Origin of the sequence: Rhodococcus sp. SG20037 (genome assembly GCF_031763325.1) — a bacterium.
GTDB classification, from domain to species: Bacteria; Actinomycetota; Actinomycetes; order Mycobacteriales; family Mycobacteriaceae; genus Rhodococcus_F; species Rhodococcus_F qingshengii.
In genome coordinates, this window is record NZ_CP134497.1 from 2,514,739 (window position 1) to 2,534,717 (window position 19,979).

Annotated in this window: 18 protein-coding genes; 13 read left to right on the forward strand and 5 right to left on the reverse strand. The window is 64.9% G+C overall.

Features of this window, described 5'->3' with window-relative positions:
- The first annotated feature begins 39 nt into the window (after positions 1 to 39).
- The 7 genes from RHP72_RS11680 to RHP72_RS11710 all read left to right on the forward strand — a co-directional run bounded on the left by RHP72_RS11680 (position 40) and on the right by RHP72_RS11710 (position 7,887).
- Positions 40 to 876 carry a GNAT family N-acetyltransferase gene (locus tag RHP72_RS11680; protein ID WP_003944707.1) on the forward strand — a complete coding sequence of 279 codons (837 nt, stop codon included), beginning with the start codon at positions 40 to 42 and terminating at the stop codon, positions 874 to 876.
- The gene (locus RHP72_RS11685) at positions 876 to 1,775 is read left to right on the forward strand and encodes a lysophospholipid acyltransferase family protein (protein ID WP_311094706.1); all 900 of its coding nucleotides are present in this window, start codon (positions 876 to 878) and stop codon (positions 1,773 to 1,775) included. The genes RHP72_RS11680 and RHP72_RS11685 overlap by 1 nt, the downstream gene beginning before the upstream one ends.
- Before the next feature lie 52 nt (positions 1,776 to 1,827).
- Positions 1,828 to 3,057 (forward strand): cysteine desulfurase family protein, encoded by a 1,230-nt coding sequence (locus RHP72_RS11690; RefSeq protein ID WP_019747909.1) that lies wholly within the window; start codon positions 1,828 to 1,830, stop codon positions 3,055 to 3,057.
- A complete protein-coding gene (mnmA, locus tag RHP72_RS11695) occupies positions 3,057 to 4,169 on the forward strand; it encodes a tRNA 2-thiouridine(34) synthase MnmA (protein WP_065455554.1) in 1,113 nt (370 codons plus the stop codon). The genes RHP72_RS11690 and mnmA overlap by 1 nt, the downstream gene beginning before the upstream one ends.
- Entirely contained in the window at positions 4,166 to 5,188 is a 1,023-nt protein-coding gene (locus RHP72_RS11700; protein WP_054828364.1) for a methionine synthase, read from the forward strand. Before mnmA ends, RHP72_RS11700 begins: the two co-directional genes overlap by 4 nt.
- Before the next feature lie 81 nt (positions 5,189 to 5,269).
- A complete protein-coding gene (gene ligA, locus RHP72_RS11705) occupies positions 5,270 to 7,351 on the forward strand; it encodes an NAD-dependent DNA ligase LigA (RefSeq protein WP_007729389.1) in 2,082 nt (693 codons plus the stop codon).
- A gap of 47 nt (positions 7,352 to 7,398) precedes the next feature.
- On the forward strand, positions 7,399 to 7,887 hold the full coding sequence (locus RHP72_RS11710; protein ID WP_003944764.1) for a GNAT family N-acetyltransferase: 489 nt from the start codon (positions 7,399 to 7,401) through the stop codon (positions 7,885 to 7,887).
- A gap of 13 nt (positions 7,888 to 7,900) precedes the next feature.
- Here the strand turns inward: RHP72_RS11710 and RHP72_RS11715 are convergent, their stop codons facing one another.
- Entirely contained in the window at positions 7,901 to 8,551 is a 651-nt protein-coding gene (locus RHP72_RS11715) for an amino acid-binding protein (protein WP_003944719.1), read from the reverse strand.
- Positions 8,552 to 8,831: 280 nt separating this feature from the next.
- On the opposite strand from RHP72_RS11715, the gene gatC reads away from it, so the two are divergent.
- Together gatC and gatA are read left to right on the forward strand one after the other, a co-directional pair.
- A complete protein-coding gene (gene gatC, locus RHP72_RS11720; RefSeq protein WP_003944747.1) occupies positions 8,832 to 9,131 on the forward strand; it encodes an Asp-tRNA(Asn)/Glu-tRNA(Gln) amidotransferase subunit GatC in 300 nt (99 codons plus the stop codon).
- Positions 9,128 to 10,606 (forward strand): Asp-tRNA(Asn)/Glu-tRNA(Gln) amidotransferase subunit GatA, encoded by a 1,479-nt coding sequence (gatA, locus tag RHP72_RS11725; RefSeq protein WP_311094707.1) that lies wholly within the window; start codon positions 9,128 to 9,130, stop codon positions 10,604 to 10,606. The genes gatC and gatA overlap by 4 nt, the downstream gene beginning before the upstream one ends.
- A gap of 57 nt (positions 10,607 to 10,663) precedes the next feature.
- Here gatA and RHP72_RS11730 read toward each other — a convergent pair whose 3' ends face one another.
- A complete protein-coding gene (locus RHP72_RS11730; RefSeq protein ID WP_311094708.1) occupies positions 10,664 to 12,052 on the reverse strand; it encodes an alpha/beta-hydrolase family protein in 1,389 nt (462 codons plus the stop codon).
- Positions 12,049 to 12,723 carry a membrane protein gene (locus tag RHP72_RS11735; protein ID WP_039973090.1) on the reverse strand — a complete coding sequence of 225 codons (675 nt, stop codon included), beginning with the start codon at positions 12,721 to 12,723 and terminating at the stop codon, positions 12,049 to 12,051. Before RHP72_RS11735 ends, RHP72_RS11730 begins: the two co-directional genes overlap by 4 nt.
- A gap of 164 nt (positions 12,724 to 12,887) precedes the next feature.
- Here RHP72_RS11735 and RHP72_RS11740 point away from each other — a divergent pair, with 164 nt between their 5' ends.
- The 4 genes from RHP72_RS11740 to gatB all read left to right on the forward strand — a co-directional run bounded on the left by RHP72_RS11740 (position 12,888) and on the right by gatB (position 17,518).
- Positions 12,888 to 14,162 (forward strand): histidine kinase, encoded by a 1,275-nt coding sequence (locus RHP72_RS11740; protein WP_311094709.1) that lies wholly within the window; start codon positions 12,888 to 12,890, stop codon positions 14,160 to 14,162.
- Between the two features lie 9 nt (positions 14,163 to 14,171).
- The gene (locus RHP72_RS11745; RefSeq protein ID WP_007729374.1) at positions 14,172 to 14,834 is read left to right on the forward strand and encodes a response regulator transcription factor; all 663 of its coding nucleotides are present in this window, start codon (positions 14,172 to 14,174) and stop codon (positions 14,832 to 14,834) included.
- A gap of 115 nt (positions 14,835 to 14,949) precedes the next feature.
- Entirely contained in the window at positions 14,950 to 15,981 is a 1,032-nt protein-coding gene (locus RHP72_RS11750; RefSeq protein WP_019747919.1) for an ATP-dependent 6-phosphofructokinase, read from the forward strand.
- Between the two features lie 25 nt (positions 15,982 to 16,006).
- On the forward strand, positions 16,007 to 17,518 hold the full coding sequence (gene gatB / locus RHP72_RS11755; RefSeq protein WP_007729370.1) for an Asp-tRNA(Asn)/Glu-tRNA(Gln) amidotransferase subunit GatB: 1,512 nt from the start codon (positions 16,007 to 16,009) through the stop codon (positions 17,516 to 17,518).
- Between the two features lie 88 nt (positions 17,519 to 17,606).
- Here the strand turns inward: gatB and RHP72_RS11760 are convergent, their stop codons facing one another.
- Positions 17,607 to 18,653 (reverse strand): NAD(P)-dependent alcohol dehydrogenase, encoded by a 1,047-nt coding sequence (locus RHP72_RS11760; protein ID WP_042447438.1) that lies wholly within the window; start codon positions 18,651 to 18,653, stop codon positions 17,607 to 17,609.
- A 127-nt stretch (positions 18,654 to 18,780) separates the two neighbouring features.
- Positions 18,781 to 19,911, reverse strand: a complete 1,131-nt coding sequence (locus RHP72_RS11765; protein WP_003944688.1) for a sorbosone dehydrogenase family protein — start codon at positions 19,909 to 19,911, stop codon at positions 18,781 to 18,783.
- Positions 19,912 to 19,979 lie beyond the last annotated feature (68 nt).

The following is a 19,979-nucleotide window of genomic DNA, read 5'->3' on the forward strand; positions in this document are numbered from 1 at the left end:
CGATACCGAGACGCCGTTCGCGCTCGATAAACCTTGCGCATGACAATTACGTCAGTCCTTCGCTCCGCGAGTGACAATCTCGGCCGTGAGGTCGCCCAGCCGAGATATTCCCTGATCGTCTCCTCCGACCGCGAGCATCGTGTCGCAGCGCAGCGCCTTCGATACCGAGTGTTCGCCTCCGAGCCAGGCTTCTCCCTCCCCGCTTCGGCCGGGGTGTTCGAACTCGACGCCGACGCCTTCGACGAATTCTGTGATCATCTTCTCGTTCGCGACAACATCACCGAGGAGTACGTCGGCTGCTACCGAATGCTGCCGCCGGATTCCGCTGCGGCGGCCGGTGGGTATTACACCGCAACGGAATTCGACATCTCCGCGCTCGATCCGGTGGCGAACAGGATCGTCGAAATGGGTCGCGCGTGCGTCGATCCCGCTCACCGCACCGGATCCGTCCTGAGCCTGATGTGGTCGGGCATCCTGCACTATCTCGAATTGACCGGATACGAGTGGGTGATGGGCTGCGTCTCCGTGCCCGTCTTGCCGAGCCCCGATTCAATTGCCGGCGCCGATGTCCGCGGCGTCCGTGACTTCGTGATGAACAAGCACGCCAGTCCGGGGTCGCGGCGGGTGATCCCACGAAACCCGGTGGTCCTCGGGGGTCTGACGCTCGACGAGATCGCCGCACCGGAACGCGTGACGATGCCGCCGTTGCTCCGTGGTTACTTGCGGATGGGCGCGATGATCTGCGGGGAGCCCGCCCACGATCCCGAGTTCGGCGTGGCCGATTTTGTTGCACTGCAAGGCCTTCACTCCGCCAACAAGCGCTACCTCGAACGGCTGCGATCGGCGGCCGCCGCACACGAGTCGGGGATCGGCTGATGACCGCGGCGGTGCCGTACTGGGTGCCGACGAGCCCCTGCGGCGACGGGTGCCTACCCGCGGACGCACCCGGTGTGTCGAGTATCACCGTGATGGCCCGCGGGGTCATGGTCGGTGCCGCACTGGTGACTGCGCCTGTGCTTTCGGCCGGCTGGCTCCTCCCGCGCACCTGGCGTACTGAGATGCAACGCGGATACTCGCGCGCGTTGCTTCGTTGTCTGGGGATGAAGCTGACGGTCGACGATCAGCGGTTGGGGCGCGCGGAACCTGACGGGGTCATGGTTGTCGCCGGTCACGTGTCCTGGACCGACGTCCTCGTCACGAGCGCCGTTGCTCCGGCCAACTTCGTCGCCCGCGCCGACCTGCTCGACTGGGCAGTGCTCGGCGGTCTCGCGCGCCGGATGCGCGTCGTCCCCATCGACCGCGCTCGCCTGCGTGAACTCCCCGGAACCGTCGACGTCGTTCGCGAACGCCTGCAGCGAGGTGTCCGGGTGATGGTGTTTCCCGAGGGGACGACCTGGTGCGGGCGGGCGTACGGCGGTTTTCGTCCGGCGATGTTCCAAGCAGCCGTCGACGCCGAATGCCCGGTTCAGCCGATGGCGATCCGCTACGAGAACGCCGACGGTTCCCTGTGCACCGGACCCTGCTTTGTCGGCACCGAAACGATCGGTCAGTCCATCCGTCGGATCCTGCGTCAGAAGAACGTCGAGGTGAAGGTCAGGCTGGCTCCGCTCGAGGAGGCAGGGGAGTGTCGAGCCGATCTCGCGCAGCGATGCGAGAGAGCCGTACGCGGCGTCGACATCATCGATCTGGCAGCTCACGACATCTTCGACCCCGCACCGGAACTCGTGACACAAGCCGTGGGACAAATCGATCCTTCCCCGGCGATGAGCGCTTAGCCTGCTGAGCGAGGCTGGTCGAACTCTCGTGCTGGGCTATCCTTGTCAAGCCATGACTCTGCCTGCACACAGTGCCCACGCCGGATTTCCGGTGTACCTCGATCATGCCGCCACGACTCCGATGTCGGCAGCCGCTATCGAGGCGATGACCGATACCTTCAAAACCGTGGGCAACGCGTCCTCGCTGCACGGCTCCGGCCGTGCGGCCCGGCGCCGCGTCGAGGAATCGCGCGAATCGATCGCCGCCAGCTTGGGTGCGCGGCCGTCGGAGGTCATCTTCACCTCCGGAGGCACCGAGAGCGACAATCTCGCGGTCAAGGGCATCTACTGGGCTCGCCGTGACGCAGACCCGCGACGCACTCGCATCCTGGCCAGCTCCGTCGAGCATCATGCTGTGCTCGACGCCGTCGAGTGGCTCGAGCAGCACGAGGGCGCGCGCGTGACGTGGTTGCCGGTCGACGAGAACGGTGTCGTCGATCCGCAGACCTTGCGTGACGAGCTTTCCGTCCACGCCGACGAGGTAGCACTCGTGACGGTGATGTGGGCCAACAACGAGGTCGGCTCGATCATGCCGATCGTGGAGTTGGCGGAGATTTCGGCTGAGTTCGAGATTCCGATGCACAGCGACGCGGTTCAGGCAGTTGCACAATTGCCGGTCGATTTCGCGGCGAGCAAATTGTCCGCGCTGAGCATCGCGGCGCACAAGTTCGGTGGTCCGCACGGCGTCGGCGCACTGCTGCTCGGACGCCAGGTTCCGTGTGTGCCGCTCCTTCACGGCGGCGGACACGAACGTGATCTGCGTTCGGGCACTCCGGATACTGCGGGCGTTGTCGGGATGGCTGCGGCGCTGCGCGCAAACGTCGAGAACTTCGATTCCAGCACAAGGGAATTGGCGCAGTTGCGTGACCGTTTGATCGACGGAGTCCTGGAGATTCTTCCCGAGTCGGTGCTCAACGGCCCGACCGGATCCGATCGGCTTCCCGGTAACGCGCACTTCACCTTCCCCGGCTGCGAGGGCGATTCGTTGCTGATGCTGCTCGACGCCGCCGGTATCGAATGTTCCACCGGTTCGGCCTGCACCGCCGGTGTGGCCAGAGCCAGCCATGTCTTGATCGCGATGGGCGTCGAATCGCCCGTCGCGCGTGGCTCACTGAGATTTTCGCTCGGACATACGTCGAGTGTCACCGATGTGGACGCGCTCATCGCTGCGCTTCCACAAGTAGTAGAGCGCGCTCGGGCCGCCGGTCTTGCCGGTGCCGGTTCGCGTGGAGGGGATCGCTGATGCGAGTACTCGCAGCCATGAGCGGAGGTGTCGACTCCGCTGTCGCCGCCGCCCGCGCTGTCGCCGCCGGACACGACGTCGTCGGCGTTCATCTTGCTTTGTCCACGGCGCCGGGCGCATTGCGGACGGGTTCGCGTGGATGCTGCTCGAAGGAAGATGCCGGCGACGCCAGGCGCGCCGCCGACGTTCTCGGAATACCCTTCTACGTCTGGGATTTCGCCGATCGCTTCAAGGAAGACGTGATCGACGACTTCGTGGCGTCGTACGCAGCGGGTGAGACCCCCAATCCGTGCCTGCGCTGCAACGAGAAGATCAAGTTCACCGCACTCGCCGACCGTGCAGTCGCTCTCGGCTTCGACGCCGTGGCGACCGGTCACTACGCGCGCCTCGAAGACGGCGTCCTGCGCCGGGCGGTCGACGCTGACAAGGACCAGTCGTATGTCCTCGGTGTGCTGACGGCTGAGCAGCTTTCGCGAGCGATGTTCCCGATCGGTGACACACCGAAAGAACAGATCCGCGAGGAAGCCGCCGAGCGCGGTCTGGCTGTGGCGAACAAGCCTGACAGTCACGACATCTGCTTCATCCCGACCGGCGACACACGAGCATTCCTGGGTGCGCGCATCGGCGTTCGTCCGGGAAGCGTCGTCGACGCCGATTCGGGTGAAGTCCTCGCTGCACACGACGGCGTACACGGCTTCACGATCGGACAGCGCAAGGGTCTCGGCGTCGAAGGTCCGGCGGGTGACGGCCGTCCGCGGTACGTGACCGCGATCGAGCCCGAAACCGGAACGGTCCGAGTGGGTTCGGCCAAGAATCTCGAGGTCTGGGCCATCTCGGCGCAGCGTGCGATCTGGACCTCGGGCCAGGCGCCGGAGGGCCCCGTCGAATGCATGGTGCAGGTTCGTGCGCACGGTGGACTGGCGCAGGCCGTTGCGGAGGCCGTCGACGACGGTACTTCAAGCGGCGGTATCTCGATCTCGTTGCGCGAACCACTGACCGGCGTCGCAAAGGGACAGGCCGTCGTGTTGTATCGCCCCGACCGCGAACTGGGTGACCAGGTCCTCGGCAGTGGCACCATCTCGGGTACCGAATCCGAGCCGAACACACTGTGACGCAGCAGGTTTCCATCGGTGGTCTCGTCACCGGAATCGGATCCTGGCCGGGCACGGATGCCCGCGAAAGTGCCGCAACCATCCTCGGCGAGCTGGGTGGTTTCCCGCATCTGGTGGAGTTGCCGAGCCGCGGACTCGGCGCTGACATGGTCGGCCGGGCGGGGGCAATTCTGGTCGATATCAACCTCGACGCCTCGACCCGTGCCTATCGAGTCGTGCCTCGGAGGGGCAATGTCGCGAAGCGAGCCGAGGACTTTCTGAATCAGGATCTCGACGCGCTCGAGGAAGCCTGGGAGTCGGCGCGCTTGGTCGGCGAAGACCACGTCGTCAAGCTCCAAGTCGCCGGCCCGCTGACACTCGGCGCCGAGATCGAAGTCGCAAACGGTTCGCGAGTTCTCGTCGACCGCGGTGCGCTCCGCGACGTCGCAGAATCACTCGGTGAGGGTCTCGCGCGTCATGCGGCCGAGGTCACTCGCCGCACCGGCGCCGCAGTGGTGATTCAGTTGGACGAGCCGCAGATCGCGGCAGTTCTGGCCGGTTCGCTGCCTGGGCGCACCAAGATGGAGAGCGTTCCGGCACTGCCGGAACCCGAGGCACTCGCCGTACTCGACTCGACGATCAGCGGTTGCGGACTGCCCACAATCGTCCACAGTTGCGGCACAGACATGCCGTGGGATCTACTGAGGCGAAGCCAGGCGTTCGGCGTGAGCTTCGACATGTCGCTCATCGGCTCACGCGATCTCGACGGTATCGGCCAGTTGTTCGACGCCGGCAAGGAATTGGCGCTCGGTCTGGTTCCGTCCGTGGAGCCGGAAAAACCGGTGACGTGGAAAGAGTGTGCGATGCCCGCCGTCACACTGGTAGATCGTCTCGGCTTCTCTCGTGAACTCCTGCAGACCCAGGTCGCGGTCACTCCGCGTTGCGGTCTTTCGGGTGCGAACCTCGACTGGGCTCGTGCCGCCCTTCGGCTGTGTACAGACGTCGGCAAGGCATTGGTGGACGATCCGTCGGCGTTCTAGTGTGTGCGTTCAGATGTGGAGTCGTGTGGTGTGTCGGTGTGAACCGATAATCTTCTAGCTGTGACTGAAACCGCGGATGCAATGCAGCCAGCGCCCAACGAGGCGCGCGAGCAGTGGACGGAGCTGGCCGAAGAGGTACGCCAGCATCAGTTCCGCTACTACGTTCGTGATGCGCCCGTCATTTCGGACGGTGCATTCGACACATTGCTCGGGCAGCTCAATGCTCTCGAAGAGCAGTACCCGGATCTGCGAACTCCCGACTCTCCGACGCAACTCGTCGGTGGCGGATTCGCGACGGACTTCACGTCCGTCGACCACCTCGAGCGGATGCTCAGCCTCGACAACGTCTTCGACGAGTCGGAGCTCCGAGCATGGATCGCCAAGGTAGAGCAGGAAACCGGGCCGGAACTGCACTATCTCTGTGAAGTGAAAATCGATGGTGTCGCCCTCAATCTCGTCTACGAGAACGGCAAACTCGTTCGTGCCGCAACCCGCGGTGACGGTCGTACGGGCGAGCTGGTCACGCTCAACGCTCTGACGATCAACGACATCCCGGAGCGCCTTACCGCCACGGACGAGTACCCGATTCCGAGCCTGCTCGAGGTGCGTGGCGAGGTGTTCTTCCGCCTCGAGGACTTCGCAGCACTCAATGCCTCCCTGGTGGAGGAGGGGAAGGCGCCGTTCGCCAATCCGCGCAACTCCGCGGCGGGCTCCCTGCGTCAGAAGAATCCTGCCGTCACCGCGCGTCGCCGCCTCGGAATGATCTGCCACGGGTTCGGGCGCATGGAAGGTTTCGAGCCGGCCTCGCAGTACGACGCCTACGTGGCCCTCGCCGCCTGGGGTCTGCCGGTGTCCACGCACACCTCACGGGTGGTCGGCGCCGACGCCGTGGTCGAGAAGATGAAGTACTGGGGAGAGCACCGCCACGACGTCGAGCACGAGATCGACGGATTGGTGGTCAAGGTAGACGAGATGTCGTTACATCGACGTCTGGGCACCACGTCGCGCGCACCACGGTGGGCTATCGCGTACAAGTACCCGCCGGAAGAGGTCACGACCAAGCTCCTCGACATCCGGGTCAGTGTCGGACGTACGGGTCGTGTGACGCCGTTCGCGTACATGGAACCCGTCACGGTGGCGGGTTCCACTGTGTCCTTGGCCACGCTGCACAACGGCTCGGAGGTCAAGCGCAAGGGTGTGCTGATCGGCGACACCGTGGTGTTGCGCAAGGCCGGAGACGTCATCCCCGAGGTTCTCGGTCCCGTGGCAGACGTTCGTGACGGTACCGAGCGCGAGTTCGTCATGCCGACGCATTGTCCCGAGTGCGGCACGTTGTTGGCACCCGCGAAAGAGGGCGACGTCGACGTGCGATGCCCCAATCAGCAGTACTGCCCGGCGCAGTTGCGCGAGCGCGTGTTCCACGTCTCGGGGCGCGGTGCATTCGACATCGAGGTGCTCGGTTACGAGGCCGCGACCGGGCTGTTGGAGGCGAAGGTCATCGGCGACGAGGGCGATCTTTTCTCACTCGACGCCGAGAAACTGATCGAAGTTCCGATCTTCCGCACCAATGCGGGATCCCTGTCCGCCAACGGAAAACGCTTGCTGGCCAACCTGGATTCGGCCAAGGACAAGCCGCTGTGGAGAGTGCTTGTGGCACTGTCGATTCGGCACGTCGGCCCCACTGCCGCGAGGGCGTTGGCCGGCGAATTCGGCTCGCTGCAACGCATTCGGGAAGCCTCGGTCGACGAGTTGGCTGCAGTCGACGGCGTCGGATCGACTATCGCCGCCGCCGTCGTGGAGTGGTTCTCCGTCGACTGGCACCAGCAGATCGTCGACAAGTGGGCGTCGGCCGGAGTACGCATGGAGGACGAACGCGACGATTCGATTCCGCGCAATCTCGAGGGCCTCTCGATCGTCGTCACCGGTTCGCTCGAGACCTACTCACGTGATCAGGCGAAGGAAGCGATTCTGGTGCGCGGCGGCAAGGCGGCAGGGTCGGTCTCGAAGAAGACTGCGTTTGTCGTCGTCGGTGAAGCACCCGGTTCCAAGCACGACAAGGCGGTCGAATTGGGTGTGCCGGTGCTCGACGAAGACGGCTTTCGGCGGTTGCTCGAAGATGGCCCGGATGCGGTCGCTCCCACCGATTTGGACGAACCAGAGTGACTTTGTCCGATTTCTGAGATTGGTGTGCTGGGTGCGATAGTGACGCCATGATCGAGATTCGTGAAGTTCTACCGGCTGAGTTCGAGACCGTCGGGGAGCTGACTGTGCAGTCGTACGTGGGTGGCGGATTTGTCGCCGGCGGATCGCCGTACGCGGAGCGCCTGCGAGACACCGCAACTCGGGTGGAGCAGGGCCGGGTGCTGGTTGCGGTTCTCGGTGACGAAGTCGTGGGCTCGTTGACGATCGCAGAACCCGGCACGCCCTTCGCGGATGTTGCGCAGAAGGGCGAACTCGAGTTCCGCATGCTCGCAGTCTCGCCGCAAGCTCGGGGATCGGGCGCCGGAACCGCATTGGTTCGCGCAGTGATCGCCGAAGCCTACGACCGCGGCGATCACTCGGTGGTCATCTCGACGCAGCCCGAGATGGTCGATGCCCGTCGTATCTACGACCGCAACGGTTTCGTCCCCGATCCCGAGCGGGCGTGGGAGCCGATTCGCGGTATGGAACTGACCGTCATGGTGCGCGGCCTGGCCTGATCAGCCAGCCTGGTCAACCCAGTACCGTCGCCACGATTCCTGCGAGGTAGCCGAGGCGGGCTATCTCCGAAGGGCGGAATTCGGGCCCACCGGGACGACCGAGCATGAGGACTCGATTGCCGGAGCCGAGAGGTGCGGCAGCGAGGCTGGTGTTCATGTCGCGCCATACGTCCGGAACCCAGTCGGCCTCGCCGTCGAGGGCGGTGGGCTTGTCCAGTGGCATCCACGGAATGTCGGTGGCGTGGGTTTCCGGCGCGCCGGCGCTACCGACGACGCGGTACGCACCGTGCTTGCCGATGTCCGCGACGACGCACCAGCCGACTCGCAGTACACGCGGCGCGCCGTCGACGAGGACCTGTAGTCGATCGTTTCGGGCCGTCGCAACGGAATCTATGAGTTCGAGCTCACGGTGAGTGTCGAGAATCCCGGCGTAGGGGCGGATCGAATCGACCAGCACGTCCGGTAGATGCTCGGCAGCGGTGATCAAGGTGTCGGGCAGCGCGCCCGGTTCGACGTCGACCACGAGGTCGTCGATGGCAAAACCGTCACCTCGTTCCACGACGTCGAGGGAGAGGATGTCTGCGCCCACGGATCCGAGAGCTACGGCGAGCGCGCCGAGGCTGCCTGGTCGATCGGGCAGTTGGACGCGAAGCAGGTACGACACGTGCGTGCCTTTCGCTGATCGGTTCTCGCCCGGATCACGTCGACCCGGGCCTGACTCATCTTTGCACCTGCCCAACCTGCGATGGTGGGCGCCGCGGCGGCGTCACGCCGGATGCACATGCTTGTCACACGAGCGAAACACACCGCGGGCATCCGGCGTGGCGATCGACACAGTGAGCGTGCTCGTCGTTCGATACAGCAGGCGTGCTTACAGGTCTGTCGCGGCGAGCAACTAGGCTGGACCGGCAATGTTCACGTCCTCTTCCGAAAGGGGCCCCGCGGTGCCTGCCATCTCCCGTGACGAGGTCGCGCACCTCGCGCGGCTGTCCAGACTCGCCCTGTCCGATGCCGAACTCGACGAGTTCGCCGGTCAGTTGGATTCGATTCTCAACCACGTCAAGGTGGTCACCGAGGTTGCGGCCGACGACGTCCCGCCCATGGCGAATCCCAATGCCGTCACCAACGTGACGCGCCCCGACGTGATCGTGCCCGGGTTGACCCCCGAGCAGGCATTGTCCGGAGCACCCGCAGTCGAACAGGATCGCTTTGCGGTTCCGCAGATCCTTGGAGAGGGCGAATGACCGATCTGACCACGCTGGACGCCGCTGAGCTGGCCGGCAAGATCCACTCGCGTGAGGTGTCCTCGGTAGAGGTCACGCAGGCGCATCTCGACCGCATCGCGGCCGTCGACACCGAGTACCACGCCTTCCTGCACGTTGCAGGCGAACAGGCTCTCGAAGCCGCCGCAGCAGTGGACAACTCGCTCGCGGGCGGAAACGAACCCGCTTCGGCACTCGCCGGCGTTCCGATCGCGCTGAAGGACATCTTCACCACGACGGACATGCCGACCACCTGTGCGTCGAAAATTCTCGAAGGCTGGGTCGCGCCGTACGACGCGACTCTGACCTCCAAGCTGCGCGCTGCCGGCATCCCGATCCTCGGCAAGACGAACCTCGACGAGTTCGCGATGGGCTCTTCGACCGAGAACTCGGCCTTCGGCCCGACGCGTAACCCGTGGGACGTCACCCGCATCCCCGGTGGCTCGGGCGGCGGTAGTGCAGCGGCGCTCGCGTCCCGTCAGGCCCCGCTGGCCATCGGCACTGACACCGGCGGTTCGATCCGTCAGCCCGCTGCGGTCACCGCAACGGTCGGCACCAAGCCGACGTACGGAACTGTCTCACGCTTCGGACTCGTCGCGTGCGCCTCCTCGCTCGATCAGGGCGGTCCCTGTGGCCGCACCGTGCTCGACACCGCTCTGCTGCACGAGGTCATCGCCGGGCACGATCCGCGTGACTCCACGTCCATCGACGCCCCCGTGCGTCCGGTGGTCGCTGCGGCACGTGAAGGTGCAGCCGGCGACCTGCGCGGCGTCAAAGTCGGTGTGGTCAAGGAACTTCACTCCGACAGCTACCAGCCAGGCGTCATCGCTTCCTTCGATGCTGCCGTCGAGCAGCTCAAGGCACTCGGTGCCGAGGTTGTCGAGGTCTCGTGCCCGAGCTTCGAGCACGCGCTCGCGTCGTACTATCTGGTGCTGCCCAGTGAGGTCTCGTCCAACCTGGCCCGCTTCGACGCGATGCGCTACGGACTGCGTGTCGACGACGGCAACATGAGTGCCGACCAGGTCATGGCGGCAACCCGCGCCGCCGGTTTCGGTCCGGAGGTCAAGCGCCGCATCATGATCGGTACCTACGCACTGTCCTCGGGCTACTACGACGCCTACTACGGTTCGGCGCTCAAGGTTCGTACCCTCATCGCACGCGATTTCGACAGGGCCTACGAGAAGGTGGATGTACTGGTCTCGCCGACCAGCCCGTTCACGCCGTGGAAGTTGGGGGAGAAGGTCGGCGATCCGTTGGCCATGTACCTCTCCGACCTGTGCACGCTGCCGACCAACCTGGCCGGACACTGCGCGATGTCGGTGCCCTCGGGCCTGTCCGCGGACGACAGCCTGCCGGTGGGCTTGCAGATCATGGCGCCCGCCATGGCTGACGAGCGCCTCTACCGTGTCGGTGCGGCCTACGAAGCTGCACGCGGCCCGATCGCGACTGCAGTCTGACCTGTTTGCTGTGCGCCTTTATCAACCCCCCGCGGTTAATAAAGGCGCACAGCAGTTTCAGGAGCAAGTCCTCAGGGCCGTCCCCTGATCGGTTCCGTAGCGATGGCCGTGACCGGCGGGGACACCGAGCGAACCGAGCATGTCGACGGTGGTCTGCAAGAACGTGACACCCGGGATCCACTGCGGGATCGGTGCATCTTGCACGGCACGGCTCAGATCCGGTTTCTGTGTCGCGAGGGCAGGCGACCACCACACCACCGGGTCAGACGTGTTCGCTAGGACGGTTGCGCCGTCCGTCCGTGTCGCGCCGGCCGGGGGACCTGCCCACAACACGTCGCACGGGACGATGGGACTGCCCTCGGACAGTGCGGCGCTGCCGCCGACGGCGCCGAGGCTCTGTCCGTAGAGGAACAGGTCCGGTCGATCCTCGGCGGGCATAGCGGCAATGTGGCTGCCGACGGCGGTGAACAGAGCGGTTGCCGATTCTTCGGCGTCGTCGCGGCTGAACAGGAATGTCGCCCAACTGGGTGCGTCGGAGTATTGCTGCCCGACTATTGCGACGTCGCCGCCGAACCGTTGCTCGATACCGTCGACTGCATGCGTGTCGATCCACCCCGATCCGGTCGGAACGGCCACTACGACGCTGTTGCGGGCAAAGCCGCCGACGCGATCGAGTTCGCTCACCGCGAGAGCGGCACGTGATGCAGTGTCGGGTGCCGAATCCAAACCGGCGTAGACACGCACCGAGTCTTCGCCTGCTGCGACGAATTTGCGTCCCTCCGCCCCCATCGACGTCCACGAGATGAGAGATTCGGGGCTGCCTGACACAGAGGCCGAAAGTGGCTGTGTCAGAGCAGTGTCGATGTACGCGTTGGACTTGTCGAACGAATCGGCGAGGCCGTTCCACACGACGGGACCGACTACCAACTGCACCCCGAGAACACCCATGACCAGTGCGCCGACGCTCCGCGCGAAACCCATCCACCGCAGCGCCTTCGAAATTCCGATCCCGATGCCCCAGAGACCAAGTGCGGTCAGTGCTGCAATGCAACCCGCCTCCGCCCAGTGGAGAAGTCCGGCAGACGGTGCGCCCATCGCCGCTCGCAACGAGTTCTGCCAACCGGCGGCGGCGAACATCGCAACTGCGGTGCCGGCAGTCGACAACCCGAACGCGGTGATGCGCCAATGACGTTCGTCGAATCGGGCCTTGACCCGGTCGGGGACGAGCCGACGGGCTACCGCGGAGAACGCCCACATCGCCAGTAGTCCGGCCGCGACGAGCAGACCGCTGAACACCCCTTGTAGTACGGCTGATCGCGGCAGGAGTCCGGGAGCCAGCGAGATGGCGGACATCGCTGCCACGGCGACGCTCGTGGACACGCGGGGGAGTGCGAGCGCCCCGACTCGGGCGAGGACGGGGGTCCGTGACGCATCCAGAACGCTCATGCTGCAATCGCTTTCGGGGAGTAGGAGAACTCGTTCGACGGGTCGAGGCGCCGCGATCGCATCAGGGTGAAGCCGAAGGCGGAGACTGCCAGAACACCGGCCGTGCCGTAACCGAATCCCGATTCCGCGACCGGCGTCAGATAGCTTTGGCGCCAGGAGTTTCCGTTCACAGCCGTGACGGCTACATCGGCCATCGCGAAGCAATACCCTCGTGAGAGAAAGGACGTGCGGTCTTCACACGCGGCATGCATTCGCTGGTCGAGCTGACCGTCGAGGACCTGACGTGCCCACGGCCCCAGTTCCGTTCCGTGCGAATGCGCGTAGCGGAGTAGGTCGTAGCCGAGATCGTGCGCTTTGCAGGCCGAGTCGAATTCGTCGGGAAGTGGGACCGGCGACGAGCAGTCGCCGTGGGGATTGGCGAGGTATCCGTCGACGACGGCGGGGGTGTAACCGGCGAATGCCGCAAAGTCCGCCGGGATGGTGGTCGCAGCGTCAGCGGCATCCGCAGTAGTCACGGTGGCGATCGCCCTGGATGCGTTCGAATTCTCGGTGCGCGGCGACTGGGCTCCGCTCGCTCCGGCGGTGACCGTGATCGCTGCCGTTGCAGCCAGCGCCAGGGCCGCCCAGGTGCCGGCGCTTCGAGAGATGTCTTTCACCCGTGTGATCCGCATGCCGTTCACGCTATGAACGGACAATCCTGGCGGTCATCGCTCTGTGGAGGGGTTCTCCGACGCGCATTCGGGTGAGAATTCCCTCCCCTGTGATACCTCGGAGGTAGGGGGATCTCACTCTGCAGTATGAGGACTTTCGGGGTTCGCCTTCATAGGCTTGACGAGTGATCAAGGTCCGTAGGAAGAACAAGGGTGCACCGGATGTGCCCGCGCCGACATACGCCACCGCCGGGTCGATGCTGTCCGGCCTCGACGGGGCGGTCGTTTATTCGGAGAAAGTGCGTCGGGCAACCAGTTTCGTGGCCCGCGGTCAGTTCTGGAACATCGTCATCGTAGCGATCACCCTGATCCTCTATTCGATTGCCTGGCCGACACTGCAACTGACGCATCATGTTTCGCCGCCGATCATGCCCTTCGTCGCCGCGTTGGCTGCATTTCCGTTCGTCCTGATCCGGATCAACGCTCCGTTGGGGTGGGCGGTGTCGGCGGTCTCGGCGTTGATCATCCCGTTGGTGTTCGACAACACTCCCGGTTACGACTACCCGTGGCAGGTCGTCCACATCATCGTGCTGATGTCGTTGCTGGCCGCAGTGAGTCTGCGGGCGCCCATTCAGGTTGTCGGTGTCGCCTGGATCGCCACGGTGCTGCTCTTTCTCGGCAACGCCCCGGGAAGCGACGGCGCCGGTTGGGCTGTCGGGCTGAGTGCCCTGGTCGTCTTCTGCCTGTTGATCCGCTGGTTGGTCCTCTCGCGCCGCCAGTTGGCCAAGCAGGAGGAAGTCAGCGAACTCGAACGCACTCGACGCACGATCCTCGAGGAGAAGGCGCGGATCGCGCGCGACTTGCACGACATCGTGGCCCACCACATGTCGATGGTGGTCGTGCAAGCTCAGAGTGCGCCGTACAGACTCGATGCAGTCACTCCGGAGATCCGAACCGAATTCGAATCGATAAGTGAGACAGGGCGAGCAGCGCTCAACGAGATTCGTGGTCTCCTCGGAGTACTGCGCAGCGACGGGGACCACATGGTGACAGCTCCGCAACCGGGCGTCGACCAGTTGGACGAACTGTTGCTCGGCAGTACCCGTGCCGGTTTGCCGGTGTCGTGGCGAGTCGACGGTGATCGAGCGTCGGTCTCGGAATCCACGGGCCTTGCGCTCTACCGGATCATTCAGGAGTCGATCACCAACGCGGCCAGGCATTCGCCAGGCGGACCCATCGATGTCGCCGTGGCCTTCGGTCCGCAATCGGTGAGCGCGCTCGTGAACAACGGACCTTCGCCATTGGGTGGCAATCAGCACTCGGCGTCGGAAACCACTGGTGGCAACGGAATCCGCGGAATGCGCGAGCGGGCTTCGGCGGTGGGCGGCATGCTGCTGGCAAACCGGCGACAGGACGGAGGGTTCGAGGTCCGGGCCGAGTTGCCGTCGATGCCCGCCTAGGCTGTCCGAGTGCCCATCACAGTATTCATCGCAGACGACCAGGCGATGGTTCGACAAGGGTTCGGAGCCCTACTCTCCGCCCAGCCCGACATCAGCGTGATCGGCGATGCGCCGGACGGCAAGATCGCCGTCGCCGAGGTCGCGCGATTGCGTCCGGATGTGGTCTTGATGGATGTTCGCATGCCCGAGATGAACGGACTCGACGCTGCCCGCCAGATTCTGTCCGCCGGATGGGAACCGCCGGTGCGAGTCCTCATGCTCACCACTTTCGACATCGACGACTACGTCTACGAGGCCCTGAGCGTCGGAGCGAGCGGGTTCATGCTCAAGGACGCACCGGCTGAGGAGCTGATTCGGGCGGTACGCGTCGTTGCCGAAGGGCAGGCTTTGCTGGCGCCGACGGTGACTCGGCGTCTGATTGCCGATGTGACCAGCCGGCGGGCGGCCCCGCGCGCACGGCCCGCAGCGCTGGACGCCCTGACCCCGCGTGAGCGCGAGGTCCTCGAACTGATCGCCCGCGGATTGTCCAACGTCGAGATCGCCGAGCGGCTGTTCGTCGCCGAGCAGACCGTCAAGACCCATGTCGGGAAGGTGCTGTCGAAGCTCGATCTGCGCGATCGCGCCCAGGCAGTCGTGCTGGCGTACGAAAGCGGGCTCGTCACGCCGGGTTAGGGGTCCCGTGCGGCGCGGCGTTGCGGCTCGGCAACGCCGCTATCCTGCGGCAATACCGTGACTGGGGGAAGATGGACACCAAGATCCACAATCCGGTCACGAGAGGTGCTGCACTATGCGAATCGGAATCCTCACGGGCGGCGGCGACTGCCCGGGCTTGAACGCGGTCATCCGCGCCGTCGTACGTACGTCGGCCGGTCGTTACGGCAGTACCGTGGTCGGATTCCGGGACGGCTGGCGAGGATTGCTCGAGGACCGCAAGGTCCCGCTCGACTCCGATGACCGCATCAACCGCATCCTCACCCGCGGTGGCACGATCCTCGGCACCGCTCGCGTGAACCCCGACAAACTCCGTGCGGGCCTCGATCAGATCAAGCAGACTCTCGACGACAACGGGATCGACGTCCTGATCCCGATCGGCGGCGAAGGCACTCTCACCGCGGCCAGTTGGCTTTCCGAGAGCGGCGTACCCGTGATCGGTGTGCCCAAGACGATCGACAACGACATCGATTGCACTGACGTGACTTTCGGTTTCGACACCGCCTTGGCTGTCGCCACCGACGCCATCGACAGGCTCCATACCACGGCCGAATCGCACCAGCGCGTCATGCTCGTCGAGGTCATGGGCCGGCATGCGGGCTGGATCGCGCTGCAGGCCGGACTGGCGTCGGGGGCACACCTGACTCTGGTTCCGGAACAGCCGTTCGACGTCGACGAGGTGTGCGCGATGGTCAAGAAGCGCTTCCAGCGTGGCGACTCCCACTTCATCTGCGTCGTGGCTGAAGGTGCGATGCCCGATCCCGCGTCGATGACCCTGCGCGAAGGTGGCATAGACGAGTTCGGCCACAAGATCTTCACCGGTGTCGCGCAGCAGCTCGGAAACGAGATCGAGCGCCGGATCGGCAAGGAAGTTCGCACCACCGTCCTCGGGCACATTCAGCGCGGTGGCACCCCGACGCCGCACGACCGCATCCTCGCCACTCGCTTCGGCGTTCATGCCACCGACGCAGCTCACCGCGGAGATTTCGGTCAGATGGTCGCGTTGCACGGAACGTCCATCGACCTCGTTCCGCTCGCCGAGGCGACCCGCAAACTCAAGACGGTGCCCAAGGAGCGCTACGAGGAGGCAGCCGCATTCTTCGGCTGAGCCGCAGACGCATAAACTGATCACCATGACTGCTGTCGATGCGCCCGACATCCTCGATTACGACGAAGTACTGACCAAGTACGAGCCTGTGATGGGTATGGAGGTGCACGTAGAACTCGGCACCGCGACCAAGATGTTCTGCCCGTGCCCCACCGAGTTCGGTGCCGAACCCAATACCCAGGTGTGCCCGGTCTGTCTGGGCATGCCCGGTTCGTTGCCGGTGGTGAACGCAGCCGCTGTCGAGTCCGCGATCCGGATCGGCCTTGCGCTCAACTGCTCTATCACGCCGTGGGGCCGATTCGCTCGCAAGAACTACTTCTACCCGGATCAGCCGAAGAACTACCAGATCTCCCAGTACGACGAGCCGATCGCAACCGAGGGTTACCTCGACGTGATCCTCGACGACGGCACGACGTGGCGCGTCGAGATCGAGCGCGCCCACATGGAGGAGGACACCGGTAAGTCCCTCCACGTGGGTGGCGCTACCGGTCGTATCCACGGTGCCAGCCATTCGCTGCTCGACTACAACCGTGCGGGCGTTCCGTTGGTGGAGATCGTCACCAAGACCATCCACGGTGCCGGTGAGCGCGCCCCCGAGGTTGCTCGCGCGTACGTCACGGCGCTTCGTGATCTGCTGAAGTCCCTCGACGTCTCCGACGTCCGCATGGATCAGGGATCGATGCGCTGCGACGCCAACATCTCCCTCATGCCGATCGGTTCCACCGAACTGGGGACCCGCACCGAGACCAAGAACGTCAACTCCCTCAAGAGCGTCGAGGTCGCAGTTCGCTACGAAATGCGCCGTCAGGCAGCAGTTCTCGACGCCGGCGGTGAGGTCATCCAGGAGACCCGCCATTTCCAGGAAGGCGACGGCACCACCGCAGCGGGACGCCGGAAGGAAACGGCCGAGGACTACCGCTACTTCCCGGAACCGGATCTCGAGCCCGTCGCTCCGAGCGCCGAGTGGGTCGAAGAACTGCGCGGTACCTTGCCGGAGCTTCCCTGGATTCGCCGTGCGCGGATCCAGAAGGACTGGGGAATCTCCGACGAGGTCATGCGCGACCTCGTCAACGCCGGTGCCATCGATCTGGTGATCGCGACCACCGAGGCCGGTGCTTCGCCCGAGGCAGCGCGCTCCTGGTGGCTGTCCTACCTGTCACAGCAGGCGAACACCCGTGGCGTCGAACTCGGCGCTCTGCCGATCACCCCGGCGCAGGTTGCCCAGGTCGTAGCTCTCATCGACAGCGGCAAGCTCAACAACAAAGTGGCTCGCCAGGTCGTCGATCACGTCCTCGACGGCGAGGGTGACCCGGAGCAGGTTGTCGCGGCCCACCCGGAGTTGGTCGTCGAACGTGACGAAACCAAGCTCAAGGCAGCCGTCGACGAAGCGCTCGCAGCGAACCCCGACATCGCGGACAAGATTCGCAGTGGCAAGGTGCAGGCCGCCGGAAAGATCGTCGGCGACGTCATGAAGGCCACTCGTGGACAGGCAGACGCGGCTCGTGTGAAGGAACTTGTCATCGAGGCGTGCAGCTAGCGCACACTGAATTTCTGACACTGATGCCCGGCCGAATCGAATTCGCCCGGGCATCAGTGTTTTTCGCTGTCGTTTTGCCGCTGTCGGTCTACAGACCAGGGACCACAACCGCGCGGCCGCTGAGCGTTCCGGCGGCCAGTCGTCGATACGCTTCGGCGCCGTTGTCGAGACTGAAGGTCTCCACCGCGATGTCGAAGATGCCGGCGTGCGCCAGGTCGATCAATTCGATCAGCTCGTTGCGGGCACCCCAGTACGGAACTGTCACAGAAGCCTCGTAAGGACTTTGGAAGAACCCGACTTTGGCATGGGCCTGCCCGTCGCCGATCCCGACGATCGTGACGTCCGATCCGACGCCGGCGACAGCCATCGCGGTGTCGATGGTGGGCTGATAGCCGACGAAGTCGAGAACCAGTGCGGCGCCCTGACTTCCGGTGATCCTGCGGACGTTCTCGGCCGCGTCCTTGTCGGACAGAACCACTTCGTGAGCGCCTACCTTGGTTGCCAGTTCGAGCTTGTCCGCGCTCACGTCGAGTGCGATGACGGTTGCTGCCGAGAGGTGGCGGAGGAGTTGGATGGCGACATGGCCGAGACCGCCGGTACCGATGACGACGGCGTACGAGCCACCGCGAAGTTTCGGCAGTGAACGCTTGATCGCGTGATACGGAGTCAGACCGGCGTCGGTCAGCGGCACCGTCTTGACCGGATCGAGGTCGCCGATCGGGACGAGGTGGCGAGGTGAATCGACGATCATGAATTCGGCCAACGCGCCGGGTGCACCGAGACCAGGAGGATTGATGCCGAGTTCTTTTGCTCGAGAACAGTAGTTTTCGAGTCCTTGCGAGCAGTGCCAACAGCTGCCACAGCCCCAGGGTCCGTAGACGACGACATTGGTTCCGATGTCGAGCCCTTCGACGCCCTCGCCGACGGCGGCGACCCGGCCGGCGCCCTCGTGGCCGAGCGTGAGAGGAAGGCCGTAGGTGTACTGCTCCTCGGGCAGGCTCATGATGAAGTCGTCCGAGTGGCAGACGCCGGCAGCGGTGACTTCCAGGAGCACTTCACCTGGACCGGGCTCGGGTTTGGGAATCTCCGTGAGTTCGGGTTCTGCGCCGATTCTCGTGTACTGGATTGCCTTCATACCGACTCCTTTGTCGTGGTTGGGCCAACCGGTCCTGGCGAATGCGTGGTGTTTAGCCCCGCTAACAAAAGAGTACGCATCTGTGCATGTTCGGTCACGGGATCCGTGACCGAACAGACATGGCGGCTCAGTCGATCCCGCCGCTGCCACTCGGCATCGGGATCTTGACCACCTTGTCGTCGTTCGGACCCGGCTCGCCCGCGGTTTTGTTTATCGTGCTCGCCCACATCAAACCGTCGGATCCGAGTGCCAAACCGCCCAGCTGGCCGTACGTGTCTTTCGCCACTGCCGACGGCGCGGTCGTGACGGCACCTGTTCCTGGATCTGCGGCCAGCGCCGAGATCGCTTTGCCGGCCCCCAGCGCGACAGCTACCACTCCCTGCGCCGCGATGCACCCGCCGACTCCGGGTCGGTCGGGCCACGTCCACGCGGGGGATGTCACCGTGCCGTCGGCGCCGACGCGTTGGAGGCGATCCTCGAGAGTGGTTCGGTCCGTGACCCACGTCGCGATTCCCGGATCGACGCACACGCCGCCGCCGTTTCCGATTCCGGACAGAACAACTTCCGGGCGAGGCGGCGCAGCGTTGGGTGTCAGCGATCGGACCCGCAAGAGTTTCCCCGCCAACGAGGCGGGATCCTGAGCAACCGCGGGGTTTCCGGTATCGCCTGTCAGAACCATGAGCTGGTCCGGGGCCGCGAACTCCAGTGACCCGCCGTTGCCGCTCGCGCCGCGCGGGATTCCACCGAGTACTTCCTTGGCGGTGTCACCCGGAGCGATGCGGACCACCCGGTTGTCCGTTCCGGTGGTGACGTAGGCATAGATCAGGTTGTCTTCGACAAACGTGGGGGAGAGTGCGATGTCGAGAAGGCCGCCGTCACCGCTGCCGTCGACGTCGATCTTGGCTACCTCGACCGGTGTCGTGTTGGGAGCTACCTGCATGATCCGGCCGGTCCGCCGTTCGGCGACCAGTCCGGAGTTCCCGTCCGGGAGTGTGACGAGCCCACCCGTGGTGTCGAGACAGGTTGCGATCACGGCGGTGTCGGCATCCTGACACGGTCCGAGGGGGCCGGTCCGCGGCGCCGGCGGCGTGGTCGACGGCGGCGGGTTCTCCGGCTGCACTTCCGCGCTGGCCTGGTTGGTCGGTTCGGGTGTGAACGGCGAGGCAGTCGATTCGTCGAAGTCGGCGCAACCTGCGAGCAACGATGTCCCGAGCACCAGCGCCAGTGCGCCCAGCGCTGCATGCCTACCCGTAGTCATGCCCAAGACGTTACGTAATGCACGGCAGATGCCGCCACGCCGGACCAAGGTTCCCCGTCGAGTTCGTG